The organism is Pseudomonas entomophila, assembly GCF_029478665.1.
GTDB classification, from domain to species: Bacteria; Pseudomonadota; Gammaproteobacteria; order Pseudomonadales; family Pseudomonadaceae; genus Aquipseudomonas; species Aquipseudomonas entomophila_F.
The window spans coordinates 83,287-103,487 of the sequence record NZ_JARPQB010000006.1 but is presented as its reverse complement, the minus strand read 5'-3'; the positions used below and the strand labels follow the sequence as shown (position 1 = coordinate 103,487).

Genomic DNA, 20,201 nt, shown 5'->3' with positions numbered 1-20,201 from the left:
GCCGGTCACTTGGCCAGTTTGCTGTAGCTGGTCATCAGGTTGCGGTAGTCGGGGATGTGGTTGGAGAACAGCGTGCCCAGCCCTTCGATGTCGTTGCGCCAGTCACGGTGCAGCTCGCAGGCCACGCCGAACCAGGTCATCAACTGGGCGCCGGCGGCCTCCATGCGCCGCCAGGCCGAGTCGCGGGTCAGTTCGTTGAAGGTGCCGGAGGCGTCGGTGACCACGAACACGTCGAAGCCCTCCTCCAGCGCCGACAGCGCCGGGAAGGCCACGCACACCTCGGTGACCACGCCGGCAATGATCAGCTGCTTCTTGCCGGTGGCCTTCACCGCCTTGACGAAGTCCTCGTTGTCCCAGGCGTTGATGTTGCCGGGGCGGGCGACGTACGGCGCCTCGGGGAACTGCTCCTTGAGCTCGGGCACCAGCGGGCCGTTGGGGCCGGTCTCGAAGCTGGTGGTGAGGATGGTCGGCAGCTTGAAGTACTTGGCCAGGTCGGCCAGCGCCAGCACGTTGTTCTTGAACCGGTCCGGGTCGATGTCGCGCACCAGCGACAACAGCCCGGTCTGGTGATCGACCAGCAGTACCGCAGCGTTGTTCTTGTCCAGACGCTTGTATTGGAATGCCATGGTGCTTCTCCTTGCGGGGATTGGAAAACCCGACTCAGGTGCGTTGCGAATCCAGTTGTTCATTCTGGGTAACGACGGCCTGGGCCTTCATGTAGCTCTCGATCAGCAGTTGGTAGTGCGGGAACACCGCGCTGTAGGCCTCGGCCCACTGGGCGGCATCCGGACGGTTCCAGGTGCGTTGCACCTCGGAGCAGACGGCGGCGGTATCCATCGGTACCACGCCGGCCTGGACCACCCGCGCCAGGGTCACTTCCTGGGCCATCTTGGAGTAGGTACCTGACGCATCGATGACCGCGAATACCTGGTAGCCGGCGGCCACCGCGCTGATGCTGGGGAAGGCCATGCACACGCTGGTGATGGTGCCGGCGATGATCAGTTGCTTGCGCCCGGTCGCTTCCACCGCGGCAACGAACTCGGCGTTGTCCCAGGCGTTGATCTCGCCTTTGCGAGCCACGTATTTCGCGTGCGGCGCGGCCTCATGGATTTCCGGAATCAGCGGGCCGTTGGGCCCTTGCGGTACTGATGCGGTGGTGATGACGGGGATTTTCGCCAGGCTGGCGATCTTGGCCAGGGTGATGGCATTGGCCCGCAGTTCGGTCATGGGCATGTCCTTGACCGTCTGGAACAGACCGCTCTGGTGGTCGATCAGCAGCATCGTGGCGTTGTCGGGGTCGATGCGCGGCACCTGGCCTTCGAAGTTGGCGGCTTGCGAGAAATTGCTCATCGTTCTCTCCTCTTGGTTTGGAGAACAGGCCATCCTGGCCGGTGCGGACGGGCCGCGCCCCACATATCCACGGTGGGGGACTATGAGAGTAGGCAACGCAGGCTGAACGAAGCGACCGTCAGTCGGCGGGCCTTGGGAAATGCCCGTGCGGTCTGAGGCCAGGCGGGCGACAGGGCCAACGGTAGAGAGGAGAGGCGCGGGCCGGTAGCCCCATGGGTGAACCCTCAGAGTTCCATCTGAAGAACGATAGCGTCCTCGACCCACAACACTTCACAAATTCATGAACTGATTATTTGCCCGCAGCGATTTGTCCCCTCGCCGCCCCCCACCAGAATCGCTTCACCAACAATCACAAGAAACCGTGAGGCCACTCCCGTGGACCAGACACTCCAGGTACGGCAGGCCGCCGCCGACCTCGTCGCCGCCTTCGCCTGCAACGACACCGCCCGTTACTTCGACTGCTTCAGCGAAGACGCCACCTTCCTCTTCCACACCTTGCCGCAACCGCTGTTGTCGCGCCGCGCCTATGAAGACCTCTGGGCCAACTGGCAGGCGGACGGCTTCGCCGTGCTCGGCTGCGCGTCCAGCAACGCGCAGGTTAGCCTGCAAGGCGACCTGGCGATCTTCATGCACGATGTGGCCACGCGCCTGCGCGTCGCCGGTGAAGTGCTGGACCTGAACGAGCGCGAGACCATCGTCTTCCGCCTGCACGGTGAACGCTGGCTGGCCTGCCACGAGCACCTGTCGGTCGTCTCGCCGAGCTGATCACATTTCAAGCGGCCCTGCCGCACTGCCATCGCACCCACAACAAGGCCGCCCGACGGCCGACAACATTCGCGCTGGAGCATCACCATGAGCCACTCGACCGGTATCGAGACCAATGGCGTCGAACAGATCCCCGACGATCAACGCGACGCCGCCCCGCTGGACCTGTTCCGCCTGATCTTCGGCGGCGCCAACACCTTCGCCACCGCCGTGCTGGGCAGCTTCCCGGTACTGTTCGGGCTGTCGTTCCAGGCCGGGGTCTGGGCGATCCTGCTCGGCGTCGGCGTCGGCGCGCTGATCCTCGCGCCGATGGGCCTGTTCGGCGCGCTCAACGGCACCAACAACGCCGTGTCGTCCGGCGCGCACTTTGGCGTGCACGGGCGTATCGTCGGTTCGTTCCTGTCGTTGCTCACCGCCGTGGCGTTCTTCTCGCTGTCGGTATGGAGCTCGGGCGATGCCCTGGTCGGCGGCGCCAAGCGCCTGGTCGGCCTGCCGGAAACCGACCTCACCCTGGGCCTGGCCTACGGCCTGTTCGCGGTGCTGGTGCTGGTGGTGTGCATCTTCGGCTTCCGCTTCATGCTGTGGGTCAACAAGATCGCGGTGTGGGCTTCGAGCCTGCTGTTCCTGCTGGGCATCTTCGCCTTCGCCGGGCCGTTCGACGCGGGCTACGCCGGCAGCGTCAACCTCGGCCAGGCCGGCTTCTGGGCAGCGTTCGTCGGCGCGGCGATCCTGGCCATGAGCAACCCGGTTTCATTCGGCGCCTTCCTGGGTGACTGGTCGCGCTACATCCCGCGCGAAACACCCAAGTCGCGCATCATGCTGGCGGTGATCCTCGCCCAGGCCGCCACGCTGATCCCGTTCCTGTTCGGCCTGTGCACCGCCACCCTGGTGGCCAGCCAGGCGCCGGACTACATCGCCGCCAACAACTACGTCGGCGGCCTGCTGGCGATCTCGCCGGGCTGGTTCTTCCTGCCGGTATGCCTGATCGCGGTGATCGGCGGCATGTCCACCGGCACCACGGCGCTGTATGGCACTGGCCTGGACATGTCCAGCGTGTTCCCGCGCCTGCTCAGCCGCGCCGCCGCCACCCTGCTGATCGGCGTGCTGGCCATCGGCTTCATCTTCGTCGGCCGCTTCACCTTCAACCTGGTGCAGAGCGTATCGACCTTCGCCGTGCTGATCATCACCTGCACCAGCCCCTGGATGGTGATCATGATCCTCGGCCTGATCACCCGCCGCGGCTTCTACCATGCCGACGACCTGCAGGTGTTCACCCGTGGCCAGCAAGGCGGCCACTACTGGTTCGACCACGGCTGGAACTGGCGCGGCATGGGGGCGTGGATCCCCAGCGCGGTGGTCGGCCTGTGCTTCGTCAACCTGCCGGGGCAGTTCGTCGGCCCGCTGGGTGAACTGGCCGACGGCATCGACCTGAGCCTGCCGGTGACCCTGGGTATCGCCGCCGTGCTGTACCTGATCCTGCTCAACCTGTTCCCCGAACCCGCTGGCGTGTATGGCCCCCGGGGCCCGCGCTGGGTGCGCTGCAAAAGCACGCCCGTAAAGCCCGTGACCACCGCCGAAATGGCCTGACTGGAATCTGACCATGACCACACCTCATTACATCGACGGCCGCTGGGTCGAAGGCCAGGGCAGCGACTGCATCGTTGTCCACAACCCGTCCGAAGGCCAGCCGTTCGCTGAACTGATGGCCGCCAGCGCCGGCCAGGTCGACCAGGCCGTGGCCGCCGCGCGCCGCGCCCTGGTGTCCTGGAAGACGGTATCCGCCGCCGAGCGCGCCATTTACCTGCGCGGCTTCGCCGACCAGTTGGGCCAACGCCGCGACGAACTGATCGCGCTGCAGATGCGCAACAACGGCAAGCCGCGCCACGAGGCCGAGATCGACCTGGACGACGCCATCGCCACCTTCGCCTACTACGCCGACCTGGCCGAGCAGTTGCCGACGAAAAACCGCGACGTGCCCCTGGCCGCGCCGGGCTTCACCGCCCGCACCCGCCTGGAGCCGGTGGGCGTGGTCGGCCTGATCGTGCCGTGGAACTTCCCGCTGGTGACCAGCGCCTGGAAGCTCGCCCCGGCCCTCGCGGCGGGCTGCACCGTGGTGCTCAAACCCTCCGAGGTCACCCCGCTGATCGAACAGGCCTACGGCCAGATCGCCGAGCAGCTGGGCCTGCCGGCCGGCGTGCTGAACATCGTCAACGGCAAGGCCGAGACCGGCGCCGCCCTGAGCGGCCATAACGGCCTGGACAAGCTGTCGTTCACCGGCAGCAATGGCGTCGGCAGCCAGGTGATGCGCGCCGCGGCGGCCCAGTGCCGGCCGGTGACGCTGGAGCTGGGCGGCAAGTCGGCCATCGTGGTGTTCGACGATTGCGATGTGGACCAGGCGGTGGAGTGGATCGTCGCCGGCATTACCTGGAACGCCGGGCAGATGTGCTCGGCCACCTCGCGGCTGCTGGTGCAGGATGGCATTGCCAACGCGCTGCTGCCGCGCTTGCAGGCGGCGCTGGAGGCGTTGCGCGTGGGCAACCCGCTCACTGAGGAAGTCGACATGGGGCCGCTGACCAGCCAGGCGCAGTGGCTCAAGGTCGCCGGCTACTTCGCCACCGCCCGCGAGGAAGGCCTGAAGTGCCTGGCCGGCGGCAAGGCGCTGGACCGTGATGGCTGGTTCGTCAGCCCGACGCTGTATGTGGATGTGCCAGAGAACAGCCGCCTATGGGGCGAGGAAATCTTCGGGCCGGTGCTCTGTGCGCGCCGCTTCAGCACTGAAGCCGAAGCCATCACCCAAGCCAACGACAGCCGCTTCGGGTTGGTGGCCACCGTCTGCTCCGCCGACCTGGAACGCGCCGAGCGCGTGGCCGATGCGCTGGAGGTCGGGCATGTGTGGATCAACTCGGTGCAGGCGGTGTTCGTCGAGACCTCGTGGGGCGGGACCAAGGGCAGCGGCATTGGCCGCGAGCTCGGACCTTGGGGGCTTTCGGGGTATCAGTCGGTGAAGCATGTGACGCGGTGCCTGGGCTGACGACGTAATCCCGTCTTCGCCTGTTCCGGCCCATTCGCCGGCAAGGCCGGCTCCTACAGTCGTAGTCCACAGTGTAGGAGCCGGCCTTGCCGGCGAATGGGCCGTGACTTTTCCTCCCCGCCGCGAAGTCCCACCTCCTGGTAGCCCCACAATCACAACACCAGGCCAGCCCCATGCACCCTCTTCGCACCGCCCTGCACAATGAACTGCACGCCCGCCCGTCGCTGTACTTCGACGACCCGGCCCACGTCCACCACCTCGCCCTGCTTGGCGGCGAGGCCGACTGTCGAACCCTGCTGCAACGCTGCTGCCCCGAGGCCCTCGACACCCAGGCCGCCCAGGGCATCACCCGGCTCGACGGCCACCCGTTCAAGTGGGAGCGGCACGCCGAGTTCTTCACCCTGACCCTGGTGGTGCCCTGCGCCAGCCACGACAGCGACTGGCACCCCCTGCCCGCCGTGCTCGCCGAGGCCATCGCCCCGCAGGCGGCGCAGGTGATCAACGCCGTGCAGGTGTTGGTACGCGACGAACAGGATCTGGACCTCGCCCGTTATGGCTTCAAGGACCCCTGCGGCTCCAGCGTCGGTGGTGGCGATGCGGTGGTGTGGAGCGATTTCCGCCTGACCGAGGACGGCACCAACCGCTTCCTGTTCATCAACCGCCGGCTCAACGCCTATCGCCAGGGCCGCATGATCCGCCGCCTGCTGGAGATCGAGACCTACCGCATGATGGCCTCGCTGACCCTGGACACGGCCAAGGCCCTGGGCCAGGAGCTGGACGGCTTCGACAAGACCCTGGTCAGCCTCTCCGAACGCAGCACCAGCGTCGCGCCCAACGACTCCAAGGCCCTGCTCGAGGCCATCGCTCATTTGTCACGCCAGGTGGTGGATCGCACGGTACAGACCCGCCACCGCTTCGGTGCCAGCCAGGCCTATGCGCAATTGGTGTTCGAGCGCCTGGGCGAGCTGCGCGAAAGCCATGTCGCCGACTGCCAGCGCCTGGGAGTGTTCATCGAGCGGCGCTTCAAGCCGACACTGCGCTACTGCGTGGCCACCGAACAACGGCTGGAACAGCTGGCGAAGAACGTCGCCAACCTGGGCGACCTGTTGCAGGCGCGGGTGCAGGTGGAAATGGAGGAACAGAACGCCGAGATCCTGCGCAGCCTCAATGCCCGGGCCGATGCCCAGGTGAAGATCCAGCGGGCAGTGGAAGGTTTGTCGATCATTGCGATCACCTACTACCTGCTGAACCTGTTCAAGCTGCTGTATGGCGGGTTGAATGTGCTGGGGGCGGGGTTGGCGGCGCGGGAGGCCCTGCTAGGGATGGCACCCGTGGCAGGGCTGTTGCTGCTGGTAATCCTGCTGAGGATTCGAAGGGCCAAGCAGCATTGAGTACCAATGGGGCGCTTTGCGCCCATCGCGGGTAAACCCGCGCCCACAGGTGCAGAGTTGAGCCTGTAGGCGCGGGTTTACCCGCGATGGGCTGCAAAGCAGCCCCGAGGGGCATCAAGCAGACTCGTCGGCCGGGCGCCCGTTCTCTTGCACCAGCACCATGCTCTGCGGCGAGGACAGGGCAATGCCCTCGTCGCGCAAGCGCCCGAGGATGGTGAACAACAGGTCGCTGCGCGTGCTCGACACCTGCCGAGGCGACGCCACGTAGCCGCTCACCCCGATCACCATGCCACTGCTGGTCAGGTCCTTGAAGGTCACCGACGTGGCCGGCGCATCGAGGATCGACTCGTGCTCCTTGTATGCCGCCAGCAGCACCTCGCGCACTTTCCCGGGGTCGGTTTCCAGCGGCAGCGTCAAAGTGACGCTGACTACCCCGAGGGCGTTGGCCATGGTCACGTTGCGCACGTTCTGCGAGATGAACTGCGAGTTGGGCACGATCACTGTCGAGCGGTCGGACATCTGGATCTCGGTGGCGCGCACGTTGATCCGGCGAATATCCCCCTCGACACCGGCCAGGCTGACCCAGTCGCCCACCTTCACCGGGCGCTCGGTGAGCAGGATCAGGCCGGAAATGAAGTTCTGCACGATCTGCTGCAGACCGAAACCGATACCCACCGACAGCGCACTGACCACCCAGGTCAGGCTGGTCAGGTTGATGTGCAGGGTGGACATCACCAGCATGGCCAGGAACAGGAAACCGAGGTAGCCCACCAGGGTCACCAGCGAGGCGCGCATGCCGGCGTCCATGTCGGTTTCCGGCAGCAGGCGCTCACTCAGCCAGCGCTTGACCACGCGGATGGCGAACCAGCCGCCGAGGAAGATCGCCACCGCCAGGAAGATGTCCTGGGGCACGATGTTCAGGTTACCCAGCACCTTGCCGCCGGTGCCGTCCCAGTCCGCCAGGCTCAGCAGCAGCTCGCCCGGGCTGGTGCCCGAAGGCATGAACACCAGCAATGCGGCGGCGAACAGCAGCAGTGTGCGGCCAATGCCCGCCAGCACCGTGCTGGCCTGGGCCTGGTGCCGTTGCTGCAGGCCCAGGGCCGAGGCCAGTGCCAGGCCACCCGGCTGGCGAGGGGACAGCAACGTTTCGCACAGGTCGCCGAACACCGTGACCAGCAGGTAGGCGCAGGTCACCACCACGCTGATCCACAGCAGCTTGGCGGTGAGGAAGTACGCCAGCGTCAGGTAGCCGGCCAGCAGCGTCAACAGGATCGCCACCACCCATACCACGATCACGAACGGAATCAGCCCGGCCAGCCCTTTCGGGCGCTCCAGGTCATGCAGGCGATGGGCGCGGCGATAGCGCAGCAGGGCCACGACGAACAGCAGCGACACCACCAGCGCGGTCACGCCGTTGGTGGCCAGGGTCAAGGCCAGGCTGGTACCGATCACGCTGTTGATACGCTCCTGGGTGAGCAGCACCATCAGCGCCAGGGCCAGTACCTTGGGGAACCAGCCCAGGGCGCTGGCCACTTCGTCGGCGATCGGCGGCAGGCGCCAGGACGGGCGCTGCAGCATCAGCATGGCGCGGCCCAGGCCGGAGATGAAGGCGCTGAACACCACCAACGCGAGGATGTGATTGGTCAGGCTGGCCAGGTCAGGGCCGAGGTCGGCGCTGCTTTCCAGGCCCCAGCGCAGCAGCGACACCGAGCCGGAAATGGTGCCCAGGGTCGCCAGGCTGACACTCAGCGCCAGGGCGCTGCGGCGCAAGCGGCCTTCGGGCAGCCAGCGGATCATCGCGTCGGCCAGCAACCGCTCGAGCACCCGGCGCACCAGGGTCCAGACCAGCACGGCGGCGACCAGGGCGGTGATGAACCACCAGCGGTGCTCGGCACTGAAGGCGCTGGCCATGGCATCCGACGCCTCGCCGCGCAGGTCGCGCAGGCGGGCCACGTCGTCGTCGGTGGGGCGGATCAGGCTCGACCAGAACGCCGGGCTCAGCGGGCTGGCGGCGCGGCTGGTGATCTGCGAGTTGAACAGGCTGCGGCGCAGGTTGACGATCTGGGTGGACAGGTCACGGGCCGATTGGGCCAGCGTAGTGGCGTCCTTCTGCTCGGCGAGCACCTCGTTCTTCTCGTCGGTAAGCTGCTTGCGCTGGCGGGTCAGGCTCTGCGCCTCTTCCGGCATCTGCGGGCCGAGCACGTTGAGCTGGTCGTCCAGGCGCTGCACGTCGGCGGTGCGCTGGGTGACCAGCACATCGGCCTGGCGCTGCACCTGCAGGGCCGACTGGCGCAGTTGCGCGAGCAAGTCATCGTTGGCGTTGCTGGTGACGCCCTGGCGGATCTGGTCGAGCCGTTCGCTCAATTCCTCCAGCCCGGCGTTTTCGTCCAGCACCTGCTGCTCGGCCACGGCCAGGCGCGATACCGGCGTGGCCGGCTGGGCCCAGGCCGGTACGGCCACGCACAACAACAGGGCCAGAAGCCCCGCGTAAAATCGGTCAAGGCTGACACGCCTCATCGAATATTCCTCTATACAACTCGACAGGGCGTGAATTCTACGCGGTCCGAGCGCTCAGGAGAGTGCCGTTTCTCGGTCCAACAGCTGCCGTTTGCGTTCAATGCCCCAACGGTAGCCGCTGAGGTCACCGTCACGGCGCACCACCCGGTGGCAGGGGATGGCCACGGCGATGTGGTTGGCCGCGCAAGCCTGGGCCACCGCCCTGAACGCCTTGGGCGCGCCGATGCGCTCGGCGATGTCGGTGTAGCTCACCCGAGTACCCGCCGGCACCTCGCGCAACGCCTGCCAGACCCGCTCCTGGAAGGCCGTGCCCTGCACGTCCAGTGGCAGGGCAAGGCCCAGCGCCGGGGCTTCGACGAAGCCCACCACTTCGGCGACCAGCCGTTCGAACCCGGCATCGCCGCCGATCAATCGTGCCTTGGGGAACTGGTCCTGCAGCTCGTCGAGCAATGGCTCGGGCTCGTCGCCCAGCAGGATTGCGCAGACACCACGCTGGCTCTGGGCAACCAGGATCGCTCCTAGCGAACACTGGCCCAAGGCAAAGTGAATGGTCGCGCCCTCCCCGCCCGCACGGTACTCACGGGGGCGCATGCCCAGGCGCTCACCGGCACTTTCGTAGAAGCGGCTGTTGGAGTTGTAACCGGCATCGTAGATGGCTTCGGTGACGCTGGAGGCATCGTCCAGGCGCTCGCGCAGGCGCCGGGCGCGGAATGCCGAGGCGTAGGCCTTGGGGGTCAGGCCGGTCTCGGCCTTGAACAGGCGGTGCAGGTGGAAGGGGCTGAGGTTCAACGCCACGCCCAGCTGATCGAGGCTGGGCGCAGGGTCACTGGCTTCGATCAGGCGACAGGCGCGGGCCACCAGGTCGCTGCGGCGCACAGCCTGGTGGCCACCCGCGCAGCGTTTGCAGGCGCGGTAGCCGGCGGCTTCGGCCTGGGCGGCGTTGGTAAAGAACTCGACATTCTCGCGCTTGGCCAGGCGCGACTTGCACGCTGGCTGGCAATACACCCCGGTGGTGCGCACGGCATAGACGAAATGGCCGGTGGCGGCGGCGTCGCGGGATTGCACGGCGTGCCAACGGGCGGCTTCGGTGGTGTAGGTCGGGACGGGGTTCATGGCGTCTCTCCGGGCGTCGATAGGTTCAGCCTGACAGCAGGGGCTGGCGCGATCACTCCGATTCTTGCAAGTAATTCATCAGGTGACATCCAGACACCCTCATCGTCGAATGCCGCACACTACCTGTAGGAGCCGGCTTTGCCGGCGAATGGGCCGCCACAGCCGGTACGGGAGCATCGACCTTGCGCTGCCTGCACAGGCCTTTTCGCCGGCAAAGCCGGCTCCTACAGGGAATGCACAGGTCGGTCAGGCACGCCACAGGTACCAGGCCGCCACGGTGCGATAGGGGCTCCACGCTTGCCCCAGCGCGCGCATTCGCGCGGGTGTGGGTGCCTTTTCCAGCCCTTTCATCCGGCGGTACCCCTCGCGCACGCCAAAGTCATCCACCGGCAGGATGTCCGAACGCTCCAAGCTGTAGATCAGCAGCATCTCCACCGTCCACCGCCCAACCCCACGCAGGCTCACCAGGCGCTCGACCAAATCATCGTCGGACAGCAGCAAGGCCTCTGCCCGACCGGGTACAACGCCCTCCAGATGCGCCTGGGCGATGCCATGGAGCGTTGCGGTCTTGCTCGCGGAAAACCCGCAGGCCCGCATCATCTCGGGGCTGACCGCCAGCAACTGTTCCGGTGTCGGGAATGCTGTTTCGGGAAACAGCGCCAGCAATCGCCCGAGGATCGCCTCCGCCGCCCGTGCATGCAATTGCTGGTAGGCGATAGCCCTCACCAGCGTCTCGTAGGGCTCACGCCCGGGCGTGGCCTGGTGCAGGCAAGGGCCGGTGACGGCGATGTGGCGCGCCCAGTCCGGGTCCTGGCCAGCCAGGTACTCGGTGGCCGCGTCAAAGGCCTGGGGCGAAAGGTCGGCAAGGATCATCGGCACGGCTCAAGCACGGTGGAACCTCCATCCTAGACCAACCGTTCTACGATGAAACGACCCTTCTTGCGCCCAACGCCACCCCTGTAGGAGCCGGCTTTGCCGGCGAATGCGCCAGTACAGTCAACGCAAGGTGCTCAGTCCACCACCGCCTGCAGCCTGCCCGCCCGCCGATACGCCTGCCGCGCAAAGCACACGAACAACCCCGCCATCAGCGCCAGCGCCATGGGCAAGCCATGGGGCGCCACATCCATCGCCGCGCCGCTGACCAGCGGCCCGACCAGGCTACCCACGCCCCAGAGCAATCCGACACTGGCATTGGCCGTGACCAGGTCCTGCCCCTTGAAACGCTGCCCGATCAGCACCAGCGCCAGGGTGTAGATCCCCCCCGCCACCGCGCCCAGCACCACCAGCAAGGGCCACAACAGCCAGGTCATCTGCAGCAGCCACGGCAGGGCGATACCGATGCTCATCGCGACCAGCCCGCATACCAGGTGCAAGCCGGTGCGCTCGACCCGGTCGGCCAGCCAGCCCAGCGGCAGCTGGAAAATCATGTCCCCGGCAAACACCACGGTCACCATCAGGGCGGCAATGCCCACGGCAAAGCCATGGCTGCTGGCGTATACCGGCAACAGCGACAGCACCACGGCATCGAAGAACGAGAAGAACAACACCGCCACGCACAGCGCCGGCGCGACGCGGAAGAAGCCGGCCAAGCCGAAGCTCTTCTCGCCCTCCTCGCCGTGCTCGACATGGTCGTTGGGCACGGTGAACAGGATACACAGCAGGGCCAGCCCGTAGCAGGCGGTGACCACGGCGGTCAGCCACGGGCTGTCGGCACCGAGCAGCGCCAGCAGCGCCGGGCCGAGCACCTGGAAGCCGGTGAAACTGGTGGCGTACAGGGCCATGATCTTGCCGCGGTTGTGGTCCGGGCACAGCTCGTTGACCCACGACTCGCCGAGGATGATCGCGATGCCCATGCCGATGCCCAGCCCCAGGCGCAGCAGCGCCAGCCACAACATCGAGTCGAAGGCCCACTCGAGCAAGGCGATGCTCAGGGTGCACAGGCTGAAACTGAGCAAGTAGATGACGCGCCGGGTCAGGTGCTTGCAGCAGGCGTCGACCATGAACGCCGACAACATCATGCCCGCCGCCGGGATCGCCGAGATGATGCCGATCTCCAGTGTCCCCGCCCCCGCCTCGTGCAGGCGCAACGACACCAGCGGCAGGCTCGCCCCGAGGCTGAAACCGACCACCGACACGGCGAACAACAGGCCCGCCAGCAAACGCATGTTCATGTACCACTCCTTGCAAGCCGGCGTGCAGGGGTTCTGGCCCCGGCCGACTGGAAAATCCGCTGAAAAATGTTCGAACGCAGGCGCCCGCGGTCACGCCGGGGAGGCGCTGGACGCAGGGGCGCGGATCAGTTCAGGGCAAGGTGTGGCGAGAATGTGAAGGCGAACAGCACGCTGCGCCGACGCTTGAGCACCGTGTCGCTAGGCCACGCGCGGCGCGCTGTCGGGGCGACAGGCTGGCGGTGTGGATGAGCACTACGGTTCATTGCATCGACTACGCAGGTAAAGAGGAGGCGGCACTCTAGGCCATCGATGAACGGCACGTCAATCGTGCGCCGGCAAGCCGGCGCCTACCGGGATCCTTGTAGGAGCGGCTTCAGCCGCGATGCGGAAATCGCGGTGCCTGGCACCCGCTGTGCGGGTGATCGCGGCTGAAGCCGCTCCTACAAGAGGTCGCTGCAGAGCAATGGGGAGAGCTGTCAACGCTTGCCGGTGGACGGCAGGAACACCGCCAGCAACCCGAACAACGGCAGGAACGAACACACCCCATACACATACTCGATCCCGCGCAGGTCGGCCAGGTAGCCCAGCAACGCCGCGCCGATCCCGCCAAAGCCGAACATCAGCCCGAAGAAGATCCCGGCGATCATCCCCACGTTGCCCGGCACCAGCTCCTGGGCATACACCACGATGGCCGAGAACGCCGAGGCGAGGATGAAGCCGATCACCACGCTGAGCACGGTGGTCCAGAACAGGTCGGCGTAGGGCAGCGCCAGGGTGAACGGCGCCACGCCCAGGATCGAGAACCAGATCACCGCCTTGCGCCCGATACGGTCACCGATCGGTCCACCGAAGAAGGTGCCGGCCGCCACCGCGCCGAGGAACAGGAACAGATGCAACTGCGAACTGGCCACCGACAGTTGGAACTTCTCGATCAGGTAGAAGGTGAAGTAGCTGGTGAAGCTGGCCATGTAGAAGTACTTGGAGAACACCAGCAACCCCAGCACCACCAGCGCCAGCATCACCCGCTGGCGCGAGATGCCATGGGTGGCCTGCGCCGCCTTGCGCGCCTTGAACTGGTCGAGGTGGTCCTTGTACCAGCGGCGCAGCATCAGGGTGACGGCGAAGAAGAACAGCCCGGCCACGCCGAACCAGGCCACGTGAGTCTGCCCGAACGGGATGACGATGGCCGCCGCCAGCAGCGGGCCGAACGCGGAACCGGCGTTGCCGCCGACCTGGAAGCTCGACTGGGCCAGGCCGAAACGCCCGCCCGAGGCCAGGCGGGCGATGCGCGAGGTCTCCGGGTGGAAGGTCGACGAGCCGATTCCCACCAGCGCCGAGGCCAGCAGGATCATCGGGAAGCTTCCCACGAAGGCCAGCATCACGATCCCCACCAGGGTGCACAGGGTACCCAGGGGCAGCAGGTTGGGTGTTGGCCGCTTGTCGGTGTAGAAGCCGACCCACGGCTGCAACAACGAAGCCGTAACCTGGAAAGTCAGGGTGATCAGGCCGATCTGAGCGAAGCTCAAACCATAGTTGGCCTTGAGCATCGGGTAGATCGCCGGCAGCACCGACTGGATCAGGTCGTTGATCAGGTGCGCCAGGGCGCAGAAACCAATGATGCGCATCACCAACGGGCTTGCCTGGCTTGCCGGGCTGCTCGCGCTGGAACTTTGGGTGTTGCTGATGGCCATGGGCTGGATTTCCGTCCGCAGGTTGGGATCCGATTATCGTGAAACAAATAGATACGAAGCTACCTTTTTTATTTACCCCTGCCGTCCATCTCTCACGTACTTGTAAATAATTCTCAATATAATTAGCATCCTTTGCCTCCCTCCCGTAAACGCTGGGCCAAACCGCCCCGCCCTTGCGAGCAGCCCGATCCCATGACCCCGATGCCCGCCTTGCACCCCACGCCCGATCCCGAGCAGGAAGCACTGGACTGGTTCTCCCGCCTGCGCCAGCCCGGCTGCGACGAGGCGCTGCGCCAGGCATTCGGCCAATGGTGCCAGGACCCACTCAATGCGCGCGCCTATGCGCAACTGGAAGCCTACTGGCAGCAGCTACAGGTCCCGGCGACGCCACCACGTCCGCGGATCGTCGAGGTTCGCCGCAGCCGTGCTGGCCTAGGGTTGGCGACCTTGTTCCTGGCGCTACTGAGTGTGCTGGCGGTACTCTACTGGCCGCTGATGCAACGCCTGGCCAGCGAACTGCATACCGACGTCGGCGAGCGCCGCAGCGTACGCCTGGCCGACGGCTCGACCTTGCACCTGGACAGCGCCAGCGCGATGAATGTCGACCTGCGCGGGCGCACCCGCCTGCTTCAGCTGGTACAGGGCCAGGTCTACCTGGAAGTGATGCTCGATGGCCGGGCCATGGAGGTGCAGGTCGGCGACACGCGGATCCAGGTGTTCGGCACCCGCCTGCAGATCGCCCGCCACGGTAACCACGATGAACTGCAAGTGATCAGCGGCAAGGCCACTGTCGTGCAAGGCAGCGACCAACGCATGGTCAGCGCCGGCGAGCGGGTCACTTTCAGCGAGCAGCGGATCAACCCGGTCGAAAAGATCACCCTCAAGTCCGCCGAGGCCTGGCGCGACGGCCGACTGCTGGCCAGCAACATGCCACTGGGGGAAGTGGTGGAGCGCCTGGCTGGCTATCAAGGGTTGCGCGTCTGGTGGCAGGACGAACAGGCCGCGTATCGTCGCGTGAGCGGTGAGTTCGACCTGGATCACGCGGGCCAGAGCCTGGACACGCTGGCGGCCGGCCAGCAACTGCGGCTATACAACGTGCTGGGCCACTGGCTGATCGTGCGTTGAACCGGACTTTCCGGCTAAGCATTTGAAAGGTTGGAAAATTTTTTTTAAAACAGTGTTGACAGGTTGGCGTTTCGAGCTAATAATGCGCGCCAAGTTGGCTACATAGCTCAGTTGGTTAGAGCATAGCATTCATAATGCTGGGGTCCGGGGTTCAAGTCCCTGTGTAGCCACCACCTTCTAAAAGGGCTTATCGAAAGATAAGCCCTTTTTCTTTGCCTGCGAAAAAGCAGCCACTTTCGGCTACTTCACTCCCGCCACTGCCACCGCCAATCCCAGGCCGATCAACGCCACCCCGATCAAGCGGTCCACGATCACCTGCCGCTCGATCATCGCCTGGCGCAACCCTGCACTGGAAAAAAACACGGCCACCAGGCTGAACCACACCCAGTGGGCGAACGACATGAACGCGCCATAGGCGAAATCCACAGCCAGCGGGCTGCCCGGTTGCACCACCTGGGTGTAGGCGCTGACCACGAAGAGCATGGTCTTGGGGTTCAGGGCATTGGTCATGAAACCGGTGCGCAATGCGGCCAACATATTGGCCTGACCGCCGGGCGCCTGCCCGTCGAGACTGATGCGCGTGGTGTTGGTCAGCGACTTGTAGCCCAGGTAAACCAGGTACCCCGCCCCCACCACCTTCATCGCCAGGAACAGCGCGGGGCTCTGGCTGATGACCACGGCAATGCCGAGCACGGTGTACAGCACATGCACCTGCACGCCCAGGGCGATCCCCAAGGCGGCGGCCAGCCCGGCCTTGCGACCCTGGGCGTAACTGCTGCGGGTGACCATGGCGAAGTCGGCACCCGGGCTGATGACAGCCAGCACGGTGAATAGGGCGACGGCGATGAGTTCATTCACGAAAGCGTCCTCGATAGGCGATGAAAATTCACTTGAGCCGTGATTATCGAGGCACTTAAAAGCAGTAAAAATCGATTTATAGTGAGACAAATACGCTAGTTTTCCTCACAAATATGGACTCACGCCAACCTGTAGGAGCCGGCCTTGCCGGCGAAGAGGCCAGAAAGGACCACACCCTCCATGAAACTGCCCCCACTCAACGCCCTGCGCTACTTCGACATCGCCGCCGAAACCGAAAGCTTCGTGCGCGCCGCCGAACACCTGCACGTCACCCACGGCGCCGTCAGCCGCCAGGTGCGCCTGCTTGAAGAAAGCCTCGGCGTGGAACTGTTCGATCGGCGCAACCGCGCCCTGTTCCTGACCCACGCAGGTCGTGAGCTGCAGGCCACCACCCGGGCCATCTTCGAACAGCTCGAACAGACCGTGCAGCGCCTGCATCCACCCGCCCACGACAACGTGCTGGTGCTCTCGTGCGAGCCGACCATCGCCATGCGCTGGTTGATCCCTCGCCTGCCGCGCTTCCACGCCGCACACCCCGACCTGCAACTGCATTTGGTGGCGGCTGGAGGGCCGGTGGACTTCGCCCGCGCCGGCGTGGACCTGGCCCTGCGCCGCGATGACTTCCACTGGGACCGCCAGTTGCACAGCCTGAAGATCTGCGATGAATGGATCGGCCCGGTCGCCACGCCAGGCTTCAAGGGCCAACGCCTGCTCCACAGCGCCACCCGCCCCCACGCCTGGGCGACCTGGTTACGCCTGAGCGGCCAGGGCCTGAAGCAAGGAGAACGCAGCGATTTCGAGCATTTCTACTTGTCGCTCCAGGCCGCCAGCGCGGGCCTGGGGCTGGCCATCGCCTCTGCGCTGATGGTGCGCGACGAACTGGGCAATGGTCAGCTAGAGGCGCCTTTCGGCTTCCTGCGTGACGGTTCCAGCTACCACCTGCTCAGCCCACAGCCACTGGATGACGGCGGCAAGCGCCAGCGTTTCGCACAGTGGGTCTCTGCCGAATGCCTGGCCTGCCTGGCTCACCTGGGCTTGGCGCAGAACGAAGAGCCGGAGCGACCATCGCCACCCCATGTGCGATAACCGGCCGTATCAATGTGGATGCGCCCCGACGGATAGCGGCCCAGCCCCATGTTCCAGGCCTCGCCATGCTGCTGCCAGAAGCGACACAACGGGTTGGGGTCGGCCCAGGCCGGCAGCAGCAAATCGACGGCGAAAGCCCGCATGTGCGCGCTGCTCGGCGCGCCACCCGCGCAGGCATTGAGCTGCGGGTCGCGATAGGCCGAGACCACTTCGAACTGACGCAGCACACCTTGCTCATCCAGCGTCTTGACCAGTGAAAGCGTCGAGCGCACTGTCGGCCAGTGGCTGGCCGGGGGCACCGCGAACGGCGAGGCTCGGCACAGGCGCCAATCCGACGCCGAGCGCAGCAACTGGTGGATCGGCACCACGCCATACAGCCGCGCATCCACCAGCATATTGCGAAAGGCGCGGTTTTCATGGTCCCCCGCCCATTGGGCAAACATCCACACATCGCGCTCATCGGCCTGAACGGCACTCATCCCCAGCCAGCCAATGGCCACTAGCCACAATCTGCTGCTTTTCATCCCCCCTCCTCTTCCTCCACCATGGGCGCGCCCGCCACCCCTGGCGGCCACTGACAAGGAGTTAAGCATGCACAAGATTGCCCTATCGGGTCTGGCCGCCCTTGCCTTCAGCGGCATGGCCCTGGCCGACGCGCAGATTGACCTGGGCGACGCCAAGCGCGTCACCCGCCTGTTCGCCTACCCCAACAACTGCAACGTGATCTGCTACCGCGACTGGACGCTGGAGCAGACGGTCGAGCATTACCTCACGCAAAGCGTGCGCCGCGATGGCTACGCCAACGCCAAGGTCACCGTGAACCGCGACAACGACAAGCTGCATGCCCAGATCACGGATGTTCCCGCTGGCTATACCGAGCCCCTGCGCAAGCTGCTCGACAGTGGCGAACTGGCCTACCAGGGCGCCACCCAGCTCAACCAGAAAGGCGGCTGGGACTTCAGCTGGTACCTGTTCCTGCCGCTGGGGATGGCACTGGAGAATCGTCGCAGCGTCGAACTGCTGCACTTCCCGCCGGATTACTCGCTGACCCACTACCAGGACTACCTGAAGTCCAACACCACCGACCGCTGGGCCGAGCTGCTGACCTTCAACGGCGTCGACGCCACCCAGACCCCGGCCTACCAGACCATCGTCGACATCGCCCCGATTGCCGCGCCGGCCAGCGCCGGCAAGGACCTGGAAGGGGTCTACAGCTACTTCAACGACTACCAGGTACGCATGGTCAAGGAAATCGCCCTCACCCACGCGGGCAAGGCCGCCTTGCCGATGGTCGCCTTCGGTTCCCCCGTGCGCAGCTGGATCCAGCAGCAGTATGGGCCGAAGGTGAACGTGCTGGGGCTGGTCAATATCAGCCCCGAGGCTGGCAGCGCCAAGGTGCCGGTACTCGGCGCCAACCACCCGAGCGCCATCTGGTACGCCGCCGACCCGAAGGGTTACGACGGCGACCAGGACAAGGCCGACGCGGCCGGCCTGAAGATGATGGGCCAGGATCTTTCCGTCGCCTGCTGGCAGGCTGGCATGGGTCGCAATCCGCAGGCCGACGCCAAGCTGACGCTGGATGCCTGCACCACCAAGTGGCAGGTCACCCAGAAGAAGCAGACCTGCGAGCTGTTCTACCGCACCATTCGCGAGATGACGCCGGAGCAGGCGGCGGCCAAGTGCAACACCGGGCCGGTGACGCGTAGCCTGCGTGATTTGCGCAAGCCGGTCGAAGTGGAACACCCGGAAATCTGAGACGCCTGAGCGAGGGGCCGCCTTGCGGCCCATTCGCCGGCAAGGCCGGCTCCTACAGGTACAGCGCAGATCCCGGCTGGTTAGAGATCAGTCTTCCAGCAGCGTGCAGGCCATCACCAGCGCATCCTCACGCCCGCCCGCCACCGGGTAGTAATCCCGGCGCCGCCCAACCTCGTTGAACCCATACCGCTCGTACAAGCGATAGGCCGACTGGTTGCTGGCGCGCACTTCGAGGAAGCATTCACGCCCATTGAGCTGGTAGGCCCGCGCCATCAGGTGCTCGAGCAGCCGCAGGCCCAGCCCGCAGCCCTGGTTCTCCGGCTTGACGGTGATATTGAGCAGGTGCGCCTCGTCGATGATCACGTTGATCACCCCATGCCCCACCTGCTGCTGACCGTCGAACATCAGCCACACTTCGTACGACTTCAGCGCATCCTGGAAGATGCCACGGGTCCAGGGGTGGCTGAACGCGGCATACTCGATCTTGAGCAGGGCATCCAGATCCGCCTCGGTCGCCGGGCGGAAACTGATCGATTCACTCATTCAACGCTCTTCCAGCGCGCCATCAGCTGGCGCATGGCTTTCCAGACGTCCGCCTTGCGCTGCGGCTCGTCCATCAACAGTTCAAGGCCGGGCAAGGCCCAGGCGTCGCCGAGCAGGTCGGCCTTGAGTTCTTGGTAGTAGGCCTCGGCATCCGCTTGCCCGGCAAAGCGCACCGCCGGCAGGCCGACCAGCCACAGGCAACTGCACGGCGCCTCTTCCAGGCGCGCGGCAATGAAGCCCTGGACGAAGTCCCGGGCGGCATCGGGGCCCTGGTCCATGTTGCCGCGCACCAGGAACGGCCAGCGCACAGGCTCGCCGATGATCTGCGGGGCGTCCGGCAGGCCGGCTGCGCGCAGCATGTCCTTGAGCAGCAGGTAGGATGGGTCGCGGCTCTGGAACGGCTGACCGGTGGCCAGTTCCACCAGCAGCAGGCAACTGCCGGCACGCAGCAATTGCAGGGCAAAGCGTGGCGGTGGAACGGGGGCTGGACGCGGCGCCGGGGCCGCCTCCTCGGTTTCGACCGGCTTGGCAGCGGGTTTCGGCGCGCTGCCCGGGCGCGGGATCTCGATCTTCGGCCGCTCCGCACGGGCCTGGGGGGCTGCGGGCGCTTCGCTTGAAGCCGGCGCGGGGGCCGCCGGGCGCGTGTCGAAATCGATGTCCTCGACCGGCGCCACCGGCAGCAGCAGTTCAGGCCGCGACGGCGCGGCGAACGGCAGTTCGGCGCGCGGCAGCCAGTGCACCACTTGCATGGCGGAAAGGTAGGCGCGGCGGCGGGACTCGATGAGCAAGGCGCGGGTATCCGGGA

The 20,201-nt window shown here is 65.9% G+C and carries 18 protein-coding genes and 1 tRNA gene; 8 read left to right on the top strand and 11 right to left on the bottom strand.

Features of this window, described 5'->3' with window-relative positions; all coding sequences use genetic code 11:
* Window positions 1-5: 5 nt before the first annotated feature.
* On the bottom strand, window positions 6-626 hold the full coding sequence (gene ycaC, locus P5705_RS04895) for an isochorismate family cysteine hydrolase YcaC (protein ID WP_277459787.1): 621 nt from the start codon (window positions 624-626) through the stop codon (window positions 6-8).
* A 34-nt stretch (window positions 627-660) separates the two neighbouring features.
* Window positions 661-1,350, bottom strand: coding sequence for a hydrolase (locus P5705_RS04890; RefSeq protein WP_277459786.1), 690 nt, complete (start codon window positions 1,348-1,350; stop codon window positions 661-663).
* A gap of 375 nt (window positions 1,351-1,725) precedes the next feature.
* On the opposite strand from P5705_RS04890, the gene P5705_RS04885 reads away from it, so the two are divergent.
* The 4 genes from P5705_RS04885 (at window position 1,726) to P5705_RS04870 (ending at window position 6,537) form a co-directional block, all read left to right on the top strand.
* Window positions 1,726-2,115, top strand: coding sequence for a YybH family protein (locus P5705_RS04885; RefSeq protein ID WP_277459785.1), 390 nt, complete (start codon window positions 1,726-1,728; stop codon window positions 2,113-2,115).
* An 87-nt stretch (window positions 2,116-2,202) separates the two neighbouring features.
* A complete protein-coding gene (locus P5705_RS04880) occupies window positions 2,203-3,702 on the top strand; it encodes a purine-cytosine permease family protein (RefSeq protein WP_277459784.1) in 1,500 nt (499 codons plus the stop codon).
* 13 nt (window positions 3,703-3,715) lie between these two features.
* Complete coding sequence (locus tag P5705_RS04875) at window positions 3,716-5,146, top strand: aldehyde dehydrogenase family protein (RefSeq protein WP_277459783.1); 1,431 nt, start codon at window positions 3,716-3,718, stop codon at window positions 5,144-5,146.
* A gap of 173 nt (window positions 5,147-5,319) precedes the next feature.
* Window positions 5,320-6,537, top strand: coding sequence for a DUF3422 domain-containing protein (locus P5705_RS04870; protein ID WP_277459782.1), 1,218 nt, complete (start codon window positions 5,320-5,322; stop codon window positions 6,535-6,537).
* A 114-nt stretch (window positions 6,538-6,651) separates the two neighbouring features.
* Here P5705_RS04870 and P5705_RS04865 read toward each other — a convergent pair whose 3' ends face one another.
* The 5 genes from P5705_RS04865 to P5705_RS04845 all read right to left on the bottom strand — a co-directional run bounded on the left by P5705_RS04865 (window position 6,652) and on the right by P5705_RS04845 (window position 14,029).
* A complete protein-coding gene (locus P5705_RS04865; protein ID WP_277459781.1) occupies window positions 6,652-9,054 on the bottom strand; it encodes a DUF3772 domain-containing protein in 2,403 nt (800 codons plus the stop codon).
* 54 nt (window positions 9,055-9,108) lie between these two features.
* The gene (gene ada / locus P5705_RS04860) at window positions 9,109-10,167 is read right to left on the bottom strand and encodes a bifunctional DNA-binding transcriptional regulator/O6-methylguanine-DNA methyltransferase Ada (RefSeq protein ID WP_277459780.1); all 1,059 of its coding nucleotides are present in this window, start codon (window positions 10,165-10,167) and stop codon (window positions 9,109-9,111) included.
* Between the two features lie 246 nt (window positions 10,168-10,413).
* Complete coding sequence (locus P5705_RS04855; protein ID WP_277459779.1) at window positions 10,414-11,040, bottom strand: DNA-3-methyladenine glycosylase family protein; 627 nt, start codon at window positions 11,038-11,040, stop codon at window positions 10,414-10,416.
* A 137-nt stretch (window positions 11,041-11,177) separates the two neighbouring features.
* Window positions 11,178-12,338: an MFS transporter gene (locus P5705_RS04850; RefSeq protein ID WP_277459778.1), complete on the bottom strand. Its 1,161-nt coding sequence runs from the start codon at window positions 12,336-12,338 to the stop codon at window positions 11,178-11,180.
* 476 nt (window positions 12,339-12,814) lie between these two features.
* Window positions 12,815-14,029, bottom strand: coding sequence for an MFS transporter (locus P5705_RS04845; RefSeq protein ID WP_277459777.1), 1,215 nt, complete (start codon window positions 14,027-14,029; stop codon window positions 12,815-12,817).
* Window positions 14,030-14,221: 192 nt separating this feature from the next.
* On the opposite strand from P5705_RS04845, the gene P5705_RS04840 reads away from it, so the two are divergent.
* Both P5705_RS04840 and P5705_RS04835 read left to right on the top strand, forming a co-directional pair.
* The gene (locus P5705_RS04840) at window positions 14,222-15,154 is read left to right on the top strand and encodes a FecR family protein (protein ID WP_277459776.1); all 933 of its coding nucleotides are present in this window, start codon (window positions 14,222-14,224) and stop codon (window positions 15,152-15,154) included.
* Between the two features lie 96 nt (window positions 15,155-15,250).
* Window positions 15,251-15,327 (top strand) — tRNA-Met (locus tag P5705_RS04835).
* A gap of 67 nt (window positions 15,328-15,394) precedes the next feature.
* On the opposite strand, the gene P5705_RS04830 is transcribed toward P5705_RS04835, so the two are convergent.
* Window positions 15,395-16,012 (bottom strand): LysE family translocator, encoded by a 618-nt coding sequence (locus tag P5705_RS04830; RefSeq protein WP_277459775.1) that lies wholly within the window; start codon window positions 16,010-16,012, stop codon window positions 15,395-15,397.
* A 180-nt stretch (window positions 16,013-16,192) separates the two neighbouring features.
* Here P5705_RS04830 and P5705_RS04825 point away from each other — a divergent pair, with 180 nt between their 5' ends.
* Window positions 16,193-17,098 (top strand): LysR substrate-binding domain-containing protein, encoded by a 906-nt coding sequence (locus tag P5705_RS04825; protein ID WP_277459774.1) that lies wholly within the window; start codon window positions 16,193-16,195, stop codon window positions 17,096-17,098.
* Here P5705_RS04825 and P5705_RS04820 read toward each other — a convergent pair.
* Window positions 17,038-17,622, bottom strand: coding sequence for a D-Ala-D-Ala carboxypeptidase family metallohydrolase (locus P5705_RS04820; RefSeq protein WP_277459773.1), 585 nt, complete (start codon window positions 17,620-17,622; stop codon window positions 17,038-17,040). The two genes, P5705_RS04825 and P5705_RS04820, sit on opposite strands and share 61 nt — an antisense overlap.
* Window positions 17,623-17,689: 67 nt before the next feature.
* On the opposite strand from P5705_RS04820, the gene P5705_RS04815 reads away from it, so the two are divergent.
* Window positions 17,690-18,853 (top strand): hypothetical protein, encoded by a 1,164-nt coding sequence (locus P5705_RS04815; protein ID WP_277459772.1) that lies wholly within the window; start codon window positions 17,690-17,692, stop codon window positions 18,851-18,853.
* 87 nt (window positions 18,854-18,940) lie between these two features.
* Here P5705_RS04815 and rimI read toward each other — a convergent pair whose 3' ends face one another.
* Both rimI and P5705_RS04805 read right to left on the bottom strand, forming a co-directional pair.
* Complete coding sequence (gene rimI, locus P5705_RS04810; RefSeq protein ID WP_011532177.1) at window positions 18,941-19,396, bottom strand: ribosomal protein S18-alanine N-acetyltransferase; 456 nt, start codon at window positions 19,394-19,396, stop codon at window positions 18,941-18,943.
* Window positions 19,393-20,184 carry an energy transducer TonB gene (locus P5705_RS04805; protein WP_277459771.1) on the bottom strand — a complete coding sequence of 264 codons (792 nt, stop codon included), beginning with the start codon at window positions 20,182-20,184 and terminating at the stop codon, window positions 19,393-19,395. Before P5705_RS04805 ends, rimI begins: the two co-directional genes overlap by 4 nt.
* Window positions 20,185-20,201 lie beyond the last annotated feature (17 nt).